Here is an 18256-nt window from a genome sequence, read left to right on the forward strand (position 1 = left end):
TTCCGGGTCGCCCCTGCGGGCTGAGCCGACAGGACCGGCTCGTCGCGCAGCAGCTCGGGCAGGTCGCGGATGGTGGACCACCTCGATCGGGAGCCTGTCCGCGCTGGTGCGGTTCAGGACCAGCGCTCCGGGCAGGTCGCGCGTCGATCCGGGTGGCGCCAGATCGGGCGCGATCCGGGGAAGCGGGCGGGACGCCGGGTCCAGCACGTGGCGTGGCAGGTTCCCGTGTCGTCGGCAGGGTCACAGGACGGCCCATCTCTCACGGAGCGTGAGTGTACGGTGAATGCTCTACCGCTGTCGTCAGTCAAACCGCGACGCACGCGTCTTCCGTAGCGGTAGAGTAGGGCTTTCGAGCGGAGGAGGCGCTGTGGGCTTGCAGCACAAGCAGATCGGCGAGGTGGCGGAGCGTATCGGGCTGTCGCTGCGCACGATCCGCTACTACGAGGAGGTCGGCCTCGTGACGCCGTCGGCCCGGTCACAGGGCGGGTTCCGCCTCTACACCGAGTCGGACATCGCGCGCCTGCAGCTGATCAAGCGGATGAAGCCCCTGGGGTTCTCCCTGGACGAGATGCGCAGCCTGCTCGACGCGCTCGACACCCTGGACGCGGGGCACGACGCCGAGGTCCCGGACGAGGGTTCGCGAGGCGCGGCCCTGGACCGCCTGAGCATGTTCGAGTCTGCGGCCGAGGAGCGGTGCGAGGCGCTGCGCGACCAGCTCGCGATGGCCGAGGAGTTCGCCGACAGCCTGCGCAGGGAGGTGCGTCGGCAGCAGCGGGGAGTCCGGTCCGGTGAGGTCCGCGCGGGCGGGACCCGTTGACCGCGCTCGCCACCGGATCAGGTACCGTCCGTGCGAAGGCCGCACGCCACCGCAGCATCACCGTCATCTCCCAGCTGACGCCGGCACGTCGACGCTGACCGAGACGCTGGCGCCACCTGGAACCGTTGCAGCTCTCGACGGCCCCGAGGTCGCCCTGACCCCGCTGGTCGCCGGCGGGGACTGACGGAAGGAAACAGGCAGCACGTGTCGTTGAAGCACCCGCACGCCACATCCCCGCAGGGCTTCTACGGATGGCACATCGTCGTCTACGCGGCGCTCGCCCTGGCCGCCTCCGGCCCTGGCCAGACCGCGGGCATCTCACTGTTCATCGACCCGTTGATCGCCGACCTGGGCATCAGCCGGTCGATGATCTCCACGTCGTACCTGATCGGCACCGTCACCGGCGCGCTCGCCCTGCCGTGGGTGGGACGAGCCATCGACCGGTACGGCACCCGCCGGGTCATGGCCTGCATCGGCCTGGGCTTCGGCGGCATCCTCATGGCGATGTCCTTGGTCAGCGAGATCGTCGGCCTCACGGCCGGATTCGTGGGGGTCCGGATGGCCGGGCAGGGCGCGATGGCGCTGACGGCCACCACCGTCGTCGCCCACTGGTTCGAGAAGCGTCGGGGCCTCGCCGGGGGCCTGGCTGCCGCGTTCGGCGCGATGGGCATCTCGCTCACCCCGCTGATCGTGGAACGCCTCATCGCGGACGTGGGCTGGCGCACAGCCTGGCTCATCGAGGGTGCGGCGGTGTGGTGCATCGTGCTGCCACTGGCCCTGTTCGCGATCCGTGACCGCCCCGCCGACCTGGGCCAGATGCCCGACGGCGCCACCCCCGACCCCGAAGCCGTCCACGCCCCGGTCCGCGGGCTGACCCGCGCCCAGGTCGTGCGGCAGCCGTACTTCTGGCTGGTCACCAGTGCTCTGGCGGCCTCCGCGATGCTCGGCACGGCCATCGCGTTCCACCAGATCAGCCTGCTGACCGCAAACGGGCTCACGGCCACGCAGGCTGCGGCGAACTTCCTGCCGCAGACCGCCGCCGGGCTCGTGGCCACGCTGGGTGGTGGCTGGCTCATGGACCGGGTCGGCGGACGTGCCCTGCTGGTCACGTCCATGCTGGCGCTGGCAGGGGCGCTGCTCTGGGGCACGGTCGTGGCGCCGGGCTGGTCGGCGATCGGGTTCGGGATCTGCCTCGGCGTGGCACAGAACGTGGCGCGGGCGGTCGAGAACGCCGGTCTGCCGAACTACTTCGGCATCCGGCACATCGGGTCGATCCGCGGACTGGTGTCCTCCGCCGGAGTGGCCGCCTCCGCCGTCGGGCCACTGGTGTTCGCCGCCGTGTACGACGCCGTCGGAAGCTACGCACCAGCGCTGATGGCCACCGCGATCGTGCCGGTCGGGATCGCCGTCTGGGCTGCGGCCGCCCCTGAACCGCACGCCCTGGCCCAGCTGCCCGAGCGGGACACGTCACATCCGGATGAATCGACTCTTCCCTAACGTCAGGGTAGAGTTCCCCACGGCGCGGTCCTCCTGCCTACCCATGCCGGGTGCCGTCGCCGACCCACATTCTTCGTACGCAGTGTCGCGTGCTCAGTCCTGTCCACCCGGACCGGGTCTCGCGACCTCGGTCCTTGGGGCGTGCGCGCCCCGGAGCCCGTAAGGAATACTGCGTGTCTCACACTCCCCTTGACCTGCCCGATCCTGCCCCGGAGCCGATCCCGGTGACGGGCGCACCGGAGGCGACCGCATCCGGCTCGTTCAAGGCCGCGTTCAGCTCGGTCAGGACGCTGCGCACCGAGGTCCTCGCCGGCCTCGTGGTCGCGTTGGCCCTCATCCCCGAGGCGATCGCCTTCTCGATCATCGCGGGTGTCGACCCGCGGCTCGGTCTGTTCGCGTCGTTCACGATGGCGGTGTCGATCTCCTTCCTCGGTGGTCGCCCTGCCATGATCTCCGCGGCGACCGGCGCCGTCGCGCTGGTCATCGCACCCGTCGCCCGTGAGTACGGCATGGACTACTTCATCGCGACAGTGATCCTGGCCGGCGTGCTCCAGGTGGTCCTCGGTGTGCTCGGCGTCGCGAAGATCATGCGGTTCATCCCCCGCTCCGTCATGGTGGGCTTCGTCAACGCGCTGGCCATCCTGATCTTCCTGTCCCAGGTGCCCCACCTGACCGGTGTGCCGTGGATCGTCTACCCGCTGGTCGCCGTCGGGATCGTGATCATGGTCCTGCTGCCCCGGTGGACCAAGGTGATCCCCGCGCCGCTCGTGGCCATCGTCCTGCTGACGGTCGCGGTCGTCCTCGCGGCGATCAACGTGCCCACCGTGGGTGACGAGGGTGAGCTGCCCGAGTCGCTGCCCAGCCTGTTCTTCCCGAACGTCCCGCTGAACCTCGAGACGCTCCAGATCATCGCGCCCTACGCGCTGGCGATGGCCCTGGTCGGCATCCTGGAGTCGCTGCTGACCGCCAAGCTGGTTGACGACGTCACCGACACCCACTCCAACAAGACGCGCGAGGCGTGGGGCCAGGGCACCGCCAACATCATCACCGGCTTCTTCGGTGGCATGGGCGGCTGCGCGATGATCGGCCAGACGATGATCAACGTGAAGGCCTCCGGAGCACGCACCCGCCTGTCCACGTTCCTGGCCGGCGTGTTCCTGCTGATCCTCGTGGTCGGCCTCGGCGACGTGGTCGCCATCATCCCCATGGCCGCGCTCGTCGCGGTGATGATCATGGTCTCGGTCGGCACGTTCGACTGGCACTCCGTCCGCCTGTCGACCCTGCGGCGCATGCCGAAGTCGGAGACGACCGTCATGGTCGCGACAGTCGTGGTGACCGTGGCGACGCACAACCTCGCCTACGGTGTGATCGTCGGCGTGCTGGTCGCGATGGTGCTGTTCGCCCAGCGGGTCGCGCACTTCACCTCGGTCAAGCGCCTGGACGCCTCGGACGCCGACGACCAGCGCGTGTACGCGGTGGAGGGCGAGCTGTTCTTCGCGTCGTCGAACGACCTGGTCTACCAGTTCGACTACGCCGGCGACCCGAAGAACATCGTGATCGACATGACCAAGGCCCACATCTGGGACGCCTCGACCGTCGCGACCCTGGACGCGATCACGACCAAGTACGAGGCCAAGGGCAAGTCGGTGACGATCATCGGCATGAACGACGACTCCGCGGCCCGGCACGAACGGCTCGCGGGAAATCTCGGCGCAGGCCACTGAGCCGATTCGCGTGACACGTTGAGCCCCGGCTCCTCCTGGTGGTGGTCCCACACCAGGAGGAGCCGGGGCTCTCTGTCTCGAGGTCACGCTGTCTCGAGCTCACGCCCTCCCCAGCGACTCCGGCTCCCGCAGCATGTGCGACTCGATGAGCTCGTGGCGCCGGAAGTAGGTGGTCGCGACCGCCTGGATCGTCGCGGCGACGGGCAGCGCGAGGAACGCGCCGAGCACCCCGAAGACCGCGCCGAACGCCAGCACCACCAGCAGGCTGACCGCCGCGTTCATCTCCAGCGCCCGGGCCGAGACCTTGGGGGCCAGGTACAGGTTCTCGAACTGCTGGTACGCGATCACGAAGGCCAGCACGCCCAGCGCCTGGGGCCACCCCTGCGCGGTCAGGGCGACCATGGTGGGCAGCGCGCCGCCGAGGTAGGCGCCGATGGTCGGCACGAACTGGGAGACCACGCCGACGAAGACGGCCAGCGGCAGCGCGTACGGCGTCTGCAGGATGGCGAGGAACGCGAACGTGACCCCCGTCGAGACGGCGGCCAGGACCACGCGGGAACCGATGTAGTCGGACACCTTGCCCTGCGTGACCTCCCACAGGTGCAGCATCTCCTGCTGGCGCGCCGGCGTCAGCCAGCCGCACACCGCGGCACGGAACCGCGGCCCGGCCGCGAGCAGGTAGTAGGAGACGAGCAGGATGGTGAGGGTCGCGAGGAGCCCGCCGACCACCGTCGTGCCGACCAGCAGCGCCCCGGAGGCGACGTCGTCGCCGAACTCCTCGAGCGCCTGGCGCAGCAGGTTCCCGGAGTCGGGGACGATGATGTCGAACCGTTCGGCGACGAAGCCCTGCAGGCCCTCGTAGAGGCGAGGCACAGACTGAGCGAGCGCGACGAGCTGCTGGACGAACAGGTTGCCGAACAGGGCCATGAGCACGATGACCACGACGAGCGACCCGAGCAGGGTGACGGCGGCGGCCAGGCCCCGCCGCCAGCCGCGGCGCACCAGCCAGACCGTGCCCGGCTCGAGGGCCAGCGCGATGAAGACCGCGATGAGCACGTTCACGAAGAGCCCTTCGAGGGCTCCCAGGGCGTTCCACGCGAAGACCGCGACGAAGACCGTCACGACCGCCATGAACAGCGCCCGGGGCAGCCAGCGCGGCGGGCGCGGTGAGTCGGGAGCACCCGGCGGTGGATCCGGCGGGTCCGTCGGGGGCCGGCCGGACGGCGGCTGATCGGTCGGCGGCTGGTCGGAACCGGGTGGCACGTCAGGGCCGGGAGCACCCGTCTCGGACGGGCTGGGCGACGTCATGCCCAGACCGTATTCCCCGCTGCTCGACGAACGGGTGTTCCCGGGCCGGAGTGTCGGCTCAGACGCCGCTGGCGACCAGCGGGACCAGCGGGACGTCGGGGTGCGCACGCTCGAACGCACGCGCGTGCCAGACGTCGCGCAGCAGGACCAGCGGGGTCCCGTCACCCCGCCGCACCACCTCCACGCCCGGGTAGCCGGCGATGGTATCGATGTCGCTCGGCGCGGCCTCCCGGGCGAGGGACAGCCCGAGCGTCTCCATGCGGATGGGCGCGGAGAACTCGTGCTCCATCCGGAACGTCGCCACCTCGAACTGCAGCGGACCGACGGCGGCCAGGATCGGGTTGCCGTCGCCGCGCGCCTCGGAGATCAGGACCTGGACGACGCCCTCCTGCTCCAGCTGGGCGATGCCCTTGCGGAACTGCTTGGAGCGGCCCGGGTCGGCCACGCGTGCGGCGGCAAAGTGCTCGGGCGCGAACACCGGCATCGGTGGGAACCGCACGCGGGGTCCCGAGGAGTCGAACACCGTGTCGCCGACGGCGAGCGTGCTGGCGTTGACGAGGCCGACGACGTCGCCGGGGTAGGCGTCCTCGACCGTCGACCGCTCGCGGCCGAAGACCGACAGGGCGTACTTGGTGGCGAACGGCCGGCCGGTGCGCTCGTGCGTCACGACCATGCCGCGCTCGAACCGGCCCGAGCACACGCGGATGAACGCGACGTGGTCACGGTGGTTCGGGTCCATGCCCGCCTGCATCTTGAACACGAACCCGCTGAACGGCTGGGTGACCTCGCGGGCTCCGCCGTCGACGTCGGGGCGGGCGCCCGGGGCGGGCGCGAGCTCGACGACGGCGTCCAGGAGCTGGCGGACGCCGATGTTGGCCAGCGCCGCACCGAAAAGCATCGGCGTCGTCGTGCCGGTGAGGAAGGAGTCGTGGTCGACCGGGTCGAGCAGCTGCACGCTCTCGACGGCCTCGGTGTGGTCGTCACCCAGGGCCTCGGCGGCGGCCTGCGGGGTGAGCACGCTCTCCTCGGCGATCGAGGCGCCGCCCGGGGTGCGGCGGTAGGTGCGGACCTCGCCGCTGGCCCGGTCCAGCAGCCCGAGGAAGCGGCCCGCCTCGCCGATCGGCCAGGTGAGCGGCGTCGGGCGCAGGTTGATGCGCTCCTCGAGCTCGTCGCACAGCTCGAGCGCCTCGCGTCCGGGCCGGTCCCACTTGTTGACGAACGTGATGACCGGCACCCCGCGGCGGCGGCAGACCTCGAACAGCTTGAGCGTCTGCGGCTCCAGGCCCTTGGCCGAGTCGAGCAGCATGACGGCGGCGTCGACGGCGGTCAGGACGCGGTAGGTGTCCTCGGAGAAGTCGGCGTGGCCGGGCGTGTCCAGCAGGTTGATCACGACGTCGCCGTAGACGAACTGGAGCGCCGCCGACGTGATCGAGATGCCGCGCTTCTGCTCCATCTCGAGCCAGTCCGACACGACGCCGGCGCGGTTGCCCTTGCCGTGCACCGCCCCGGCCTCCTCGATGGCGTGCGCGTGCAGCGCCAGGGCCTCGGTCAGCGTCGACTTACCGGCGTCGGGGTGCGAGATGACGGCGATGCTGCGCCGTCGTGCCGCCTCGACGGCAACGGGACGGGCGTCAGAGGTAAGGACGGTCACCGGGACCCACCGATCTGTTCGTGCTGCACAACCCACCTGTCTTCCGTCGACCAGCGCCCAACTCTACCCGTCACACCACCACCCCCTCGTTGAGTGCTGGCTATTTGCGGCTCAGAAGGGCCGGACAGCGCAGATATCCAGCACTCAACTAGCTCTTCGTGGGGTGTATACATCGTGTGTATAGTTCCGTGCATGAGTATCGGACACGCACTGCTGGGGCTGCTCGAGGGCGGGCCGCGGCACGGGTACGACCTGAAGCGTTCCTACGACGAACGTTTCGGCCAGGACCGCCCCCTGGCCTACGGCCAGGTCTACTCGACGCTCGCCCGGCTGCTGAAGAACGGCCTCGTCGAGGTCGAGTCGGAGCCTGGCGCGGGGCCCGAGCGCAAGAAGTACGCGATCACCGACGCCGGTGTGTCCGACGTCGGCGGCTGGCTCGCCCGGCCCGAGAAGCCGGAGCCCTACCTGCAGAGCACGCTCTACACGAAGGTGGTGCTCGCCCTGCTCACGGGGCACGACGCCAACGACGTGCTCGACACGCAGCGCTCCGCGCACCTGCGCCTCATGCGGGACCTCACCCGCCGCAAGGCCGGCGGCGACCTGGCCGACCAGCTCATCTGCGACCACGCGCTGTTCCACCTCGAGGCGGACCTGCGCTGGCTCGAGCTCACCGCCGCACGCCTGCAGCAGCTCGCCGCGCAGGTCCGCGCGTAGCCCTCACCGGCCCGTTCCCCGCCGAGACCACCACACACCTGGAGCCCTGATGCCCACCGAACCACTGCTCACCGCCGAGGACCTGCACCTCAGCTTCGGCTCCACCCCGGCGCTGGACTCCGCGTCCGTCGAGGTGCACGCCGGCGAGATTCTCGCCCTCATGGGCCCGTCCGGGTCCGGCAAGTCCACCCTGCTCCACTGCCTGGCCGGGATCCTCACCCCGGACTCGGGCCGCGTGACCTACGCCGGGCGCGACCTGACCGCCCTGCACGACAACGAGCGCAGCGCCCTGCGGCGCAGCGAGTTCGGGTTCGTCTTCCAGTTCGGCCAGCTCGTCCCGGAGCTCACCTGCCTCGAGAACGTGGCGCTGCCCCTGCGGCTGGGCGGTGCCAGCCGCCGCGCGGCCCTGCGCAGCGCCGAGGCCTGGCTGGAGCGGCTCGAGGTGTCCGACGTCGCGGACAAGCGCCCCGGCCAGGCCTCCGGCGGACAGGGGCAGCGGGTCGCCGTCGCCCGCGCGCTCGTGACCCGGCCCAAGGTCGTCTTCGCCGACGAACCGACCGGCGCCCTGGACAGCCTGAACGGCGAGCGGGTCATGGAGCTCTTCGTCGCAGCGGCCAGGGACACTGGAGCCGCCGTCGTGCTCGTGACGCACGAGCCGCGCGTCGCGGCGTACTCCGACCACGAGGCGGTCGTGCGCGACGGCCGCGTGCGCGCGCGGGAGTACGTCCGATGAGGCGCATCGCGGACCTCGCCCTCGGTGTCCGTCTCAGCGTCGGCGGCGGGCGGTCCGGCTGGACCCGGCTCGCACTGATCGCCGTCGGCGTGGGGCTCGGGGTGGCGATGCTGCTGATCGCAGCCAGCATCCCCACGGTGCTCGAGTCCCGCACCGCACGAGCCGACGCCCGCTCCGTGGCCTGGGACCAGCAGCTGACCCCGGGCGAGCCGACGGTCCTGACCCAGGAGGTGCGGTCGACGTTCCGCGACTCCCCCATCGTCGGTCTGCTCCTCCAGCCCGACGGCGACGACGCCCCGCTCCCCCCGGGCCTGACCGAACAGCTCGCGCCCGGCGACCTCGTCGTCTCCCCCGCGCTCGCCGATCTGCTTGCCTCGGACGACGCCGACGCACTGCAGGGCCGGTGGGGGGAGCGCGTCGTCGGCACCATCGGGACCGAGGGCCTGACCGGCCCCAACGAGCTCCGGTTCTACCTGGGCACCGACGAGCTGACCGCCGAGTCCGCCTCCACCCGGCGCATCCAGACGTTCGGCGGGGCCCAGGGGACCAGCGAGGGCCTCGGCCCCGTCCTGCTGCTGCTCGCCCTGGTGGGCATGGTCGTGCTGCTGCTCCCCGTCGCGATCTTCATCAGTACGGCCGTGCGCTTCGGCAGCGAGAACAGGGATCGTCGCCTCGCGGCGCTGCGGCTGGTCGGCGCCGACGTAGGTATGACCCGCCGGATCGCCGCGGGCGAGACCCTGGCGGGTGCCGCGGGCGGGCTGGCCGTCGGCGCCCTGCTCTTCCTCCTGATCGGGCCCGTGGTGGCGTACGCCGTGCCCGCGGGCATGGGCTTCTACCCGGAGGACCTTCGGCCGGCGCCGGCACTGGTGGCGCTGACTGTCGTGCTGGTCCCGGCGACGACGGTGCTTGTGACTCTGTCGGCGCTGAAGCAGGTGCTGGTCGAGCCGCTGGGCGTCGTCCGGCGCGCCAGCGAGCGCCGGCGGCGGTTCTGGTGGCGGCTCGTCGTACCGGTGGTAGGCCTGGCCCTGCTGACCCCGCTGATCGGTGGGCTCGACACCTCACTGGTCAGCCAGGTCATGGTCGTGGCGGGCCTGGTCCTCGTGCTGGTGGGCGTGGCGTTGATCCTTCCGTGGCTGGTCGAGGCGACGGTGCACCGGCTGCGCGGCGGGGGCGTCGCGTGGGAGCTCGCGGTACGGCGCCTGCAGCTCGACAGCGGGACGGCGGTGCGCGCCGTCTCCGGGATCGCCGTCTCGGTGGCCGGGCTGATCGCGGTGCAAGGGCTCGTCGGGGCGATCGGCACGGTCAGCCCGTGGGGGCAGGCCGACACCAGCACGTTCCAGGCAACGGTGCTGGACATCGATCCAGAAGGGGACTCCGCGGAGGTGTGGGAGCGCGAGCTGTCCCGGGCCGAGGGCGTGACGGGGGTCGGGACGCTGACCTCGGTGTGGGCGCGGTCCGCGCCGGCTCAGGCGGGGCAGTCCGTGTCGGACGACGAGACGCTGATCGACATCGGAACGTGCGAGGTGCTGGCCCAGGAGGCCCAGATCGACTCGTGCGACGACGGCGACGTGTTCGTCGTCGAGCCGGACGGTACGACTGCCCCGGCGTCCGGCAGCACCTACGTGCTGGGCGCCGAGCAGGACACGCGGTGGACGCTCCCGGCATCGGCCGAGGCCGTGGCCCCGGCACCGGGCACGGTTGGATCGTTGAGTGGCATGCCCGCACGGATCATGGTCACTCCCGGGGCGCTGGGCGGCATCGACGTCACCCCGGGGGCGATCACCGTCTACGTCGCCCTCGATCCCGCCGTACCGGACGCACCGGACCACATGCGCACCGCGGCGGCCCAGGTCGACCCGGCCGACTACGAGTCGCCGATCGCCCCGGAACGCACCACCTTGATCCTGGGCAACGTACGGGAGGCGCTCCTGGTCGGCACGGTGGCCCTCCTGGCGCTGATCGGCGTGAGCATGCTGGTCAACGTCATCGAGCAGCTCCGCGAGCGCCGTCAGCTGCTCGCGGTGCTCACGGCGTTCGGTACGCGGCGCCGGACGCTCGGTGGGTCGGTGCTGTTCCAGATAGCCATCCCGGTGGCGCTCGGGCTGGCCCTGGCGGTGGTCACCGGCTCGGTCCTGACGCTGGCGCTCCAGGCCGCGGTGGATGCCTCGCCCGCGTTCGACTGGCGGACCATCGGGATGACCTCCGGGGCCGCCGCGCTCGTGGTGCTCCTGACGACGGCCGGCAGCCTGCCGCTGCTGTGGCACCTGACCCGTCCGGGAAACCTCCGGAGCGAATGACGCCGGTGGTTCGTCCGGTGGTCGAGCTTGTCGAGGCCGCACCCGGTCTCGACAAGCTCGACCACCGGCGGCGTCAGCCTCTGCCGGCCACCTTCGCCGTCGCCTCCGAGACCGCGACGCCCGGGAACGCGCCCGGCCGCTGCGCGGTCACCCGCACGGACATCCGGTGCCCGACGTCGGCGCTCGTCGGGCGCAGGGTCTGGCGGGTCGCACCGGCCACCGGCTCACCGTCGCGGAGCCACTGGTAGCTGAACGTGACGTCGTCCTTGTCCCAGGTGCCGGGCGTCCCGGCGAGCGTCGTGCCGACCGCCGCCCTGCCCCGCACCTTCGGCGCCCGCAGCGCCTCCGGCTGGACGCCGTCGTAGGGCAGCGGGTCGACGCTGGTGAGTGTCGGCACCACCTTCTGCATGAGGCCGTCGTCGCCGAAGGTCAGCCGGTCGATGGTGGTCTCGCGGTGCGTGCCGTCGCCGCCCGGCATCCCGAACCGGTGGTAGGCGATGTACCACTCGTCGGTCCCCGGCACCTGCACGATCGAGCTGTGCCCGGTCCCGAGGATGCCCTGGCTCGGGTCCTTCTCCAGGATGACGCCGCGGTACGTCCACGGACCATGGACGCTGGTGGCGGTGGCGTAGCCGACCCGGTAGTTCGGCGACCCGGTGTCGTCGATCGAGTAGGTCAGGTGGTACAGCCCGTCGCGGTAGTTGAGGAAGAGGCCCTCGCGGAAGTCGTTCAGGCCGCTGATCCGCCGGAGCGTGTCCTGCTTGATCGAGAGCATGTCGTCGCTCAGCTCGGCGTAGACCGGCCCGTTCGACGGCCCGCCGTTGCCCCAGAAGAGGTAGAACTTCCCGGTCTCCGGGTCCTCGAACGCGGCGGGATCGATCGCCTGGCCCGACGTCACCGCCTCGTTGTTGAGGATCATCGCCTCCGGCTGTGCGGTGAAGGGGCCCTCAGGGCTGTCGGCCACGGCGACGCCCAGCGTCTTGCGGTTGTACGTCGGGTTGTGGCCCGAGAAGTAGAAGTAGTACTTCCCGTCCCGTTCGATGATGGTCGGCGCCCAGGCGTTCCCGCTCGCCCACGGCACGTTGCCGTTCGCACCGTCCAGCGTCAGGAACGGCTCCTCCGAGCGCTCCCAGCTCGCCAGGTCGGTCGACTTCCAGACGTAGAAGTCCTTGCCGCCCCAGCCCGCCACGCCGTCGGTCGTCGCGTAGAGGTAGTAGTGGTCGCCGAACTTCGCGATGTTCGGGTCGGCGTACAGGCCGGGCAGGACCGGGGACCGCATCTCGACGGCGCGCACCGTCCAGTCGCGGGTGGCGCCGTCCTGCGCGGTGACCGTGAACGTCATCTCCGTCGAGAGGTCGACCGGTCCGTCGACCTGCGGCGAGATCGTCGACGTGGACACGACCTCGAAGGCCGGCTCCAGCGCCGTCCGGTCGGTGCCGGGCGTGACCGGCAGCGTCACGGTCGAGGTGGCGTCGTCGATCACCGCAGGGACCTTGAGGCTGTCGAGCTCTACGCCGGTGATGGCGGTCGGGTCCGCCCCGAGCTCGCGGACCTCGTCCGCCGACAACGCGCGGTTGTAGATGCGGAAGTCCCGCACCTTGCCCTGGAGGTACCGGTCCGAGGCGTAGGTGGAGCGGCCGATGTAGTTGGCCGTCGTCCGGCCCCTGCCGATGTCGCCGGGCTCGGTGGTGACGCCGGTCTTCTCGCCGACCTCGACGCCGTCGAGGTAGAGCGTGGCGGTCCCGCCCTGGAGCGTGTAGGTCAGCGTCTTCCACGCCCCGCGCGGCAGCGCCGAACCGGATGCGACGGTCTGCTCGGTGCTCCAGTTCCCGGTCGCGATCGAGGTCCGGTAGTTGTTGCCCGTGGTGAACAGGTAGCCGTTGCCGACGCCTGCGCCGTCGGTGTTGCCGAGGCCCCAGATGAAGTACGGCGTCGCCTGGGCGGGGTCGAGCCAGACCTTCGTCGAGACGGTGATCGCGTCGAGTCCCGCCATCATGTCGTTCGGCAGCCTCACGTGACCGTTGGTCCCGCCGAGGCTCAGGGCGCCGTCGGCGAAGGTCGCGTCGCCGCTGACCGCACCGTCGTACCCGTGACCGGTGCTGTCGGTGGCGACGGTGCCGCCGCTCTCGTCGAAGTCGTACTGCGCGACCAGGCCGTTCTCGTCGGCGACGACGGGGGTGGGCTCCTCGGGGACCACTATGCCGTCGCGCAGCGCCGCGAGCTCCGCGGCGGTGACCGGGATGACCGTGCCGTGCCGCGGGCTGGCGGGCAGGTCGTACGACGGCGGAACCTGCCAGTCCGGGTTCTCCAGGTCCTCGGTACCGAGCGGGATGTAGCCGCGGCCGCCGTACTCGTCGACGAACAGGTAGTACGGCGAGCCGGACGTGTCGCCGGGGTTGGCCTCGAAGACCGTCGGGCCCTCGACGGCGGAGGTGCCGGCGTCACGGCCGATGCAGCCGGCCATGAACTCCCACGACGGGTCGCCCGGCAGGTCCACCGCGGTCAGCGTCGGGGACTTCTCCTGGATGATGTCGGAGCAGCCGGTGCCGCCGCCGCCCTCGTCCTTGGTGAAGCGGTAGTAGGTGTCGTTCTCCTTGATGACCGTCGAGTCGATCCGGGACTCACCGCGGTCCTGCCAGACCGTGGCCTCGCTGAACGTCACGAAGTCACGTGTGGTGGCGTAGAGCATCCGGTTGTACGCGCTGCCGGTGTGGTCCGGGTCGTCGTCCGCGTACAGCTTCGAGGCCCAGAACACCACGTACTGCTGGAGGGACTCGTCCCAGTACGCCTCGGGAGCCCAGGTGTTGCCGGCATTGTCCGGCGAGACCTTGACGTGCCGCTGCTCGGACCAGCTGACCAGGTCCGTGGACTCCCAGATCTCCAGGTACTTGCTGCCCTGGCGCTGCGCGGCGTCCCAGTTCCCGTTGCGGCCGATCGACAGGTCGGTGGCGATCAGGAAGAAGCGGTCGCCCTCGGGCGAGCGGATCAGGAACGGGTCGCGCAGGCCGAGCGTGCCCTTCGTCGACTCGAGCGTCGGCTGCCCGTCGTTCAGCTCGTCCCACCGGAGCGCGTCGTTGCCGCGGCTCGCCGCGAAGTAGATCTTCTCGCCGGCCACCGAGTTGCCCGTGAAGTAGCTGAACGCGTAGCCCTCGTACGGCGCGGCGGCCGGCTGCTCACGCACCGTGAGCGGGATCTCGCGGGTGGCGGTCGCACCACCGACGTCGGCGGTCCCCGTCAGCCTGACCTGCGTGTCCCCCGCGCCGTGCTCCGGGCGGTGGACGATGCCGTCCGTGCCGACGACGGCGGGGGCGGACGACGTCCAGGTGACCGTCGCGTCGTGCAGGCCGGACGACGGCAGCGTGAGGTGCCCGCGCACGTCGTCGGCGTGCACGATGCTCAGTGCGGCGGCAGCGGCGTCGGCCTCCGCCTGGTCGGTGGCGTCGGCGGCGGTGGTGATGGACATCGTGGTCTCCAGCGCGGTCACGGGCGCTCGGGTCCCCGTGGCGCTCGCCGGCAGGAACGGGATCAGGCTTCCGAGCAGTGCCGCGACAGCGCCGACGGCGACGGGGCGGAGGGGCAGGCGGGAACGACTGGTGCTTCTTTGCACGGTGACCTCGCGAGAATGTGAGCGTTAACAGTCGCGCCATACGACCATCGCGAGATCGTCGTGTCAAGCCTCCGCAAAAAACCTTGGCCTGCTCCGGAAGGCGGCTCGTAGGGTCGGTCCCGATGAACGCCATGACGATGAACGTGATGATCAGAGAGCGTTCCGCCCGCTAGCGGCGCGGAACGCACACTCACACCCAGCGCGTGCCCCGCGCCGCCGGCTCCCGCCGGGCGGCGCGTTCGTGCTGCCCGGAACTCGAGTACCGACGACTTCCGGAGCACACCATGTCGCGCAACCATTCCTCACGTACGTCTGCCCGAAACGCCGCCCGTCACGCCCTCTCCCGCGCAGCCTCACCCGACCGGCGGGTCACCACGGAGGCGGCCCACGACCTGCCGGGCGGTGCCCACGAGCTGGGCCAGAACCTTCTGGTCGACACGCAGGTCATCCGCCGTGTCGTCGACCTCGTCCCCGATGCCGACCGGCCGCTGGTCGAATGGGCGGCGGGTCGCGGGGCGCTGACCCTGCCGCTGGCGCGCCTGGGCCGCCCGCTCGAGGCGGTCGAGATCGACCCGCGCTCCACCGGGCGGCTGGGCCGGACGGTCCCGGGCAACGTCACGGTCACGCGGGACGACATCCTGCGCCACGCGCCGCCTTCGGACCCTTACGACCTCGTGTGCAACGTGCCGTTCCATCTGACCACGCCGGTGCTGCGACGCCTGTTCACACTGACCGGCTGGCAGCGGGCCGTGCTGATCACGCAGTGGGAGGTCGCGCGCAAGCGCGCCGCCGTCGGCGGTGCCACCCTCCTGACCGCGCAGTGGTGGCCCTGGTTCTCGCCCCGCCTGGACCGCCGCGTCCCCGCCGGAGCGTTCCGGCCGCGGCCGAGCGTCGACGCCGGGGTGCTCGTGCTCGACCGTCGCGCGGAGCCGCTGCTGCCCGCGCACGAGCAGCGCCGCTACCAGCGCTTCGCCGCAGCCGTGTTCAACGGTCGCGGCCGGGGCCTGCACGAGATCCTCGCGCGGCACGGGCTCCCGCGGGACGACGTGCGGCGGTGGGCCCGCGAGAACGACGTCCGGCCGGGTGCGCTGCCCCGTGAGCTGGACGCCCACGCCTGGGTGGGGGCATACCGCGTGAGCAGGCGGTGAGTCGGCCCGGACCCATCACAGCACGCCCAGCGGATCGTCATGTCCGTGCTGTCGAATGGTCCCCATGACACGGAGCACCCCTCACCGTCCCCGCCGTCGCTGGATCATCGCCACCGCCTCGGTGATCGGTGGGCTGGTCGTGCTCGGTGTGGCCGGCGAGCTCGTCCTGCGCGGCATCATCGACGACCAGATCGAGACCACCGAGTCGGAGCTGCCCGCGGGGGTGACCGTCGAGCGGGACGACACACCGGCGCTCTGGCAGGTCGCGACCGGTCAGGCCACCGTGTCGGTGCGGGTCTCCCCCGAGGCCCTCACCGACACGGCGCGGACCGCGACGGACCTGCCGGAGCTCCAGGTCGCCGTCGAGTCCGGGAACCTGGTGGCACAGGTGCCGCTCTCGATCGCGGGCAACGAGCAGACCGTGGACGTGCTGCTCTCGGTGGCGGCCGAGGGCGGTCAGGCGGTGCTGCGCGCGGACACCGTGCAGTTCGCCGGGCTGTCCCTCCCCGTCGCCGTCCTGGCGGACCAGCTCGACAACGCCGACCTGGACCGGCTCGCCGAGGGCGTGGCGTTCCCGGAGGGGCAGGACGACGTGACGATCTCGTCGGCGCGCACGACCGACGACGGGCTGGAGCTCGGGGCCGAGGTGACGATGTGGTGATGACGTCGGTCGCCGGGACCATTCGGTTCGCCGTGGCCCGGGTCTCCAACGAGCTCGGGGAGGACCTCGAGGTCCAGGTCTTCGTGGACGACGTCGAGATGACGTCCCGTGGCGCAGGGCTCGGCATGTCGCCGTTCGGGCTGCTCTTCCCGGAGAACCGGCTCGTCGCGACGACCGAACCCAGGATCGTGCCGATCGCCCGCTGCACGTGCGGCACCTACGGGTGCGGCGTCACCGACGTCCGGATCCGGCGGCAGGGCGATGTCGTGCACTGGGACTGGCTCCACGAGACCCCGGCCGACCACGGGGCGACGTTCGACGCGGCGGCGTACGACGCCGAGGCCGCGCGCATCGGCGCCGACCACACCTGGGAACGAGCGGAGGACACCGCCGAGCGCCTGATCCTCACCGGCGTCGACCACGCGTGGCTCGACGCCGAGGGCTTGCGGCTGCAGTTCGCCCGGCCGGTGTTCGACGACCCGTCGACCTACCGCATCGTGCTGCGGACGACGGACAGGGGGTATCAGGTGTTCCTCCGCTTCCCGCTCCGCGGCCGCACCCCGGTCGACGTGGTCGACGAGGCGCTCGCGACGCTCCGCACGCCCCCGGCGAGCTGGCCCGCGACGTTCAGCCCGACGTCGAGGACCGTGACCGGCCCGCCCGGCATCGCGGGTCGGCGCTGGCGGCAGGAACGCTTCCTCCGCCGCCGCACGAGGAAGGGCTGACGAGGGTTCGGCGCTTGCCCGCGGCGAGCGGACCGGCGTCAGCTGAGCACCAGGCTCGCGATCTTCCCGTCACGCAGCACGAACTTGAACGGCCCGGTCCCGTTGAACCGGTTGCTCGTCACCTTGATGTTCGCGGTGTACTCGCCGTGCGCGGACCCGGGCAGCACGGAGATCAGCTCGAACTGGCTCTCCATGCCGATGTTGTCGGTCTCGTTCCAGCTCCGGACGCCGTCGGGCCCGTGGAACTCGCGCCCCCAGTCGTTCAGGTACGCGTCGTCCGTGAAGGTGGCCACGAAACGTCCGGTGTCGGCCGCGTTGGTGGCGTCGATGAACTCCTGGATGACGGGCGGGACGACGGCGGGCGGGTCGTTGACAGCCATGCAAACCTCCAAGGCGCTCGGTCTCCTCGACCATAAGCACACTTCGCTCGCTCAGCCAGGGCTCGGCGGTCCGCCCGAACTCTAAACGTTTCAGCAGGTAGTTTTCGCCCGCACGACCTCCGCACAGTGTTCCTGCACGCGCCGTGGCGGGCTCCGCCAGGCGCACCCGCCCGAGCACCTGGAGGAACCCATGTCCATCCGTGCGCACAAGCGCAGTCTCACGCTCGCCATCGCCGCGACGCTGGTCGCTCCGTTCGCCATGGTGGCCGCGGTCGCCGCGGACACCGTCACGGCGGCCCCCGCCGCGGCACACGGTTCCGTGACCGACCCGCCCACCCGCAACTACGGGTGCCTCGAGCGCTGGGGCAGCGATCACCAGAACCCCGACATGGACGAGCTCGACCCGATGTGCTGGGGCGCCTGGCAGCACGACCCCAACGCCATGTGGAACTGGAACGGCCTCTACCGGGAGAACGTGGGCGGCAACCACGAGGGCGTCATCCCGAACGGGCAGCTCTGCTCCGGCGGCCGCACCCAGTCGCCGCGGTACGACTACATGGACACCCCTGGTGAGTGGGTCGCCAAGGACGTCCCGCAGCAGTTCCACCTCACCCTGACCGACCAGGCCCGGCACGGCGCCGACTACCTGCGCATCTACGTCTCCGAGCCGGGCTTCGACCCGACGACGGAAGCGCTCGGCTGGGACGACGTCCAGCTGGTCAAGCAGACCGGCTCCTACCCGTCGCAGGGCACGTACGAGACCGACGTCAACCTGTCCGGGCGCAGCGGCCGGGCCGTGCTGTACACGATCTGGCAGGCCTCCCACCTCGACCAGCCGTACTACCTGTGCTCGGACATCAACATCGGCGGCGGTGCGGCTCAGGCCCAGGCCAAGGCCGACACCGAGCCGGCCGTCAAGACACGGGTGGCGACGACGGCGGCGGCCGCCTGCCGCCTCGGCCAGTACGCCACCTGATCCGCGCCCGGCGGCCGT

14 protein-coding genes are annotated in these 18256 nt (G+C 71.2%); 10 read left to right on the forward strand and 4 right to left on the reverse strand.

Annotation, left to right across the window (positions count from 1 at the left end; genetic code table 11):
- The first annotated feature begins 367 nt into the window (after positions 1 to 367).
- The 3 genes from LUM46_RS17870 to LUM46_RS17880 all read left to right on the forward strand — a co-directional run bounded on the left by LUM46_RS17870 (position 368) and on the right by LUM46_RS17880 (position 4038).
- Complete coding sequence (locus LUM46_RS17870; RefSeq protein WP_274995645.1) at positions 368 to 817, forward strand: MerR family transcriptional regulator; 450 nt, start codon at positions 368 to 370, stop codon at positions 815 to 817.
- 204 nt (positions 818 to 1021) lie between these two features.
- Positions 1022 to 2314: an MFS transporter gene (locus LUM46_RS17875; protein ID WP_274995647.1), complete on the forward strand. Its 1293-nt coding sequence runs from the start codon at positions 1022 to 1024 to the stop codon at positions 2312 to 2314.
- 173 nt (positions 2315 to 2487) lie between these two features.
- The gene (locus tag LUM46_RS17880) at positions 2488 to 4038 is read left to right on the forward strand and encodes a SulP family inorganic anion transporter (protein WP_274995649.1); all 1551 of its coding nucleotides are present in this window, start codon (positions 2488 to 2490) and stop codon (positions 4036 to 4038) included.
- Between the two features lie 99 nt (positions 4039 to 4137).
- Here the strand turns inward: LUM46_RS17880 and LUM46_RS17885 are convergent, their stop codons facing one another.
- Together LUM46_RS17885 and LUM46_RS17890 are read right to left on the reverse strand one after the other, a co-directional pair.
- Positions 4138 to 5346: an AI-2E family transporter gene (locus LUM46_RS17885; RefSeq protein WP_274995650.1), complete on the reverse strand. Its 1209-nt coding sequence runs from the start codon at positions 5344 to 5346 to the stop codon at positions 4138 to 4140.
- A 58-nt stretch (positions 5347 to 5404) separates the two neighbouring features.
- Positions 5405 to 6997, reverse strand: a complete 1593-nt coding sequence (locus LUM46_RS17890) for a peptide chain release factor 3 (RefSeq protein WP_274995652.1) — start codon at positions 6995 to 6997, stop codon at positions 5405 to 5407.
- Positions 6998 to 7189: 192 nt separating this feature from the next.
- Between LUM46_RS17890 and LUM46_RS17895 the strand changes: the two genes are divergently transcribed.
- From LUM46_RS17895 to LUM46_RS17905, 3 genes are read left to right on the forward strand one after another with little or no spacing between them, the layout of a single operon-like run.
- Positions 7190 to 7711: a PadR family transcriptional regulator gene (locus tag LUM46_RS17895; protein ID WP_274995654.1), complete on the forward strand. Its 522-nt coding sequence runs from the start codon at positions 7190 to 7192 to the stop codon at positions 7709 to 7711.
- A 49-nt stretch (positions 7712 to 7760) separates the two neighbouring features.
- Positions 7761 to 8444 (forward strand): ABC transporter ATP-binding protein, encoded by a 684-nt coding sequence (locus tag LUM46_RS17900; RefSeq protein WP_274995655.1) that lies wholly within the window; start codon positions 7761 to 7763, stop codon positions 8442 to 8444.
- The gene (locus tag LUM46_RS17905; protein WP_274995659.1) at positions 8441 to 10741 is read left to right on the forward strand and encodes an ABC transporter permease; all 2301 of its coding nucleotides are present in this window, start codon (positions 8441 to 8443) and stop codon (positions 10739 to 10741) included. The genes LUM46_RS17900 and LUM46_RS17905 overlap by 4 nt, the downstream gene beginning before the upstream one ends.
- A 73-nt stretch (positions 10742 to 10814) precedes the next feature.
- Here the strand turns inward: LUM46_RS17905 and LUM46_RS17910 are convergent, their stop codons facing one another.
- Positions 10815 to 14348, reverse strand: coding sequence for a family 43 glycosylhydrolase (locus tag LUM46_RS17910; RefSeq protein ID WP_274995660.1), 3534 nt, complete (start codon positions 14346 to 14348; stop codon positions 10815 to 10817).
- Between the two features lie 284 nt (positions 14349 to 14632).
- On the opposite strand from LUM46_RS17910, the gene erm reads away from it, so the two are divergent.
- The 3 genes from erm (at position 14633) to LUM46_RS17925 (ending at position 16882) form a co-directional block, all read left to right on the forward strand.
- Positions 14633 to 15496 (forward strand): 23S ribosomal RNA methyltransferase Erm, encoded by an 864-nt coding sequence (gene erm / locus LUM46_RS17915; RefSeq protein ID WP_274995663.1) that lies wholly within the window; start codon positions 14633 to 14635, stop codon positions 15494 to 15496.
- 64 nt (positions 15497 to 15560) lie between these two features.
- Positions 15561 to 16157, forward strand: a complete 597-nt coding sequence (locus LUM46_RS17920; protein ID WP_274995665.1) for a hypothetical protein — start codon at positions 15561 to 15563, stop codon at positions 16155 to 16157.
- Positions 16157 to 16882: a hypothetical protein gene (locus LUM46_RS17925; protein ID WP_274995666.1), complete on the forward strand. Its 726-nt coding sequence runs from the start codon at positions 16157 to 16159 to the stop codon at positions 16880 to 16882. The genes LUM46_RS17920 and LUM46_RS17925 overlap by 1 nt, the downstream gene beginning before the upstream one ends.
- A gap of 38 nt (positions 16883 to 16920) precedes the next feature.
- Here the strand turns inward: LUM46_RS17925 and LUM46_RS17930 are convergent, their stop codons facing one another.
- A complete protein-coding gene (locus LUM46_RS17930) occupies positions 16921 to 17262 on the reverse strand; it encodes a nuclear transport factor 2 family protein (RefSeq protein WP_274995668.1) in 342 nt (113 codons plus the stop codon).
- Between the two features lie 190 nt (positions 17263 to 17452).
- Here LUM46_RS17930 and LUM46_RS17935 point away from each other — a divergent pair, with 190 nt between their 5' ends.
- Complete coding sequence (locus LUM46_RS17935; RefSeq protein ID WP_274995669.1) at positions 17453 to 18238, forward strand: lytic polysaccharide monooxygenase auxiliary activity family 9 protein; 786 nt, start codon at positions 17453 to 17455, stop codon at positions 18236 to 18238.
- Positions 18239 to 18256 lie beyond the last annotated feature (18 nt).

Source organism: Promicromonospora iranensis (genome assembly GCF_028994805.1).
Classification (GTDB): Bacteria; Actinomycetota; Actinomycetes; order Actinomycetales; family Cellulomonadaceae; genus Promicromonospora; species Promicromonospora iranensis.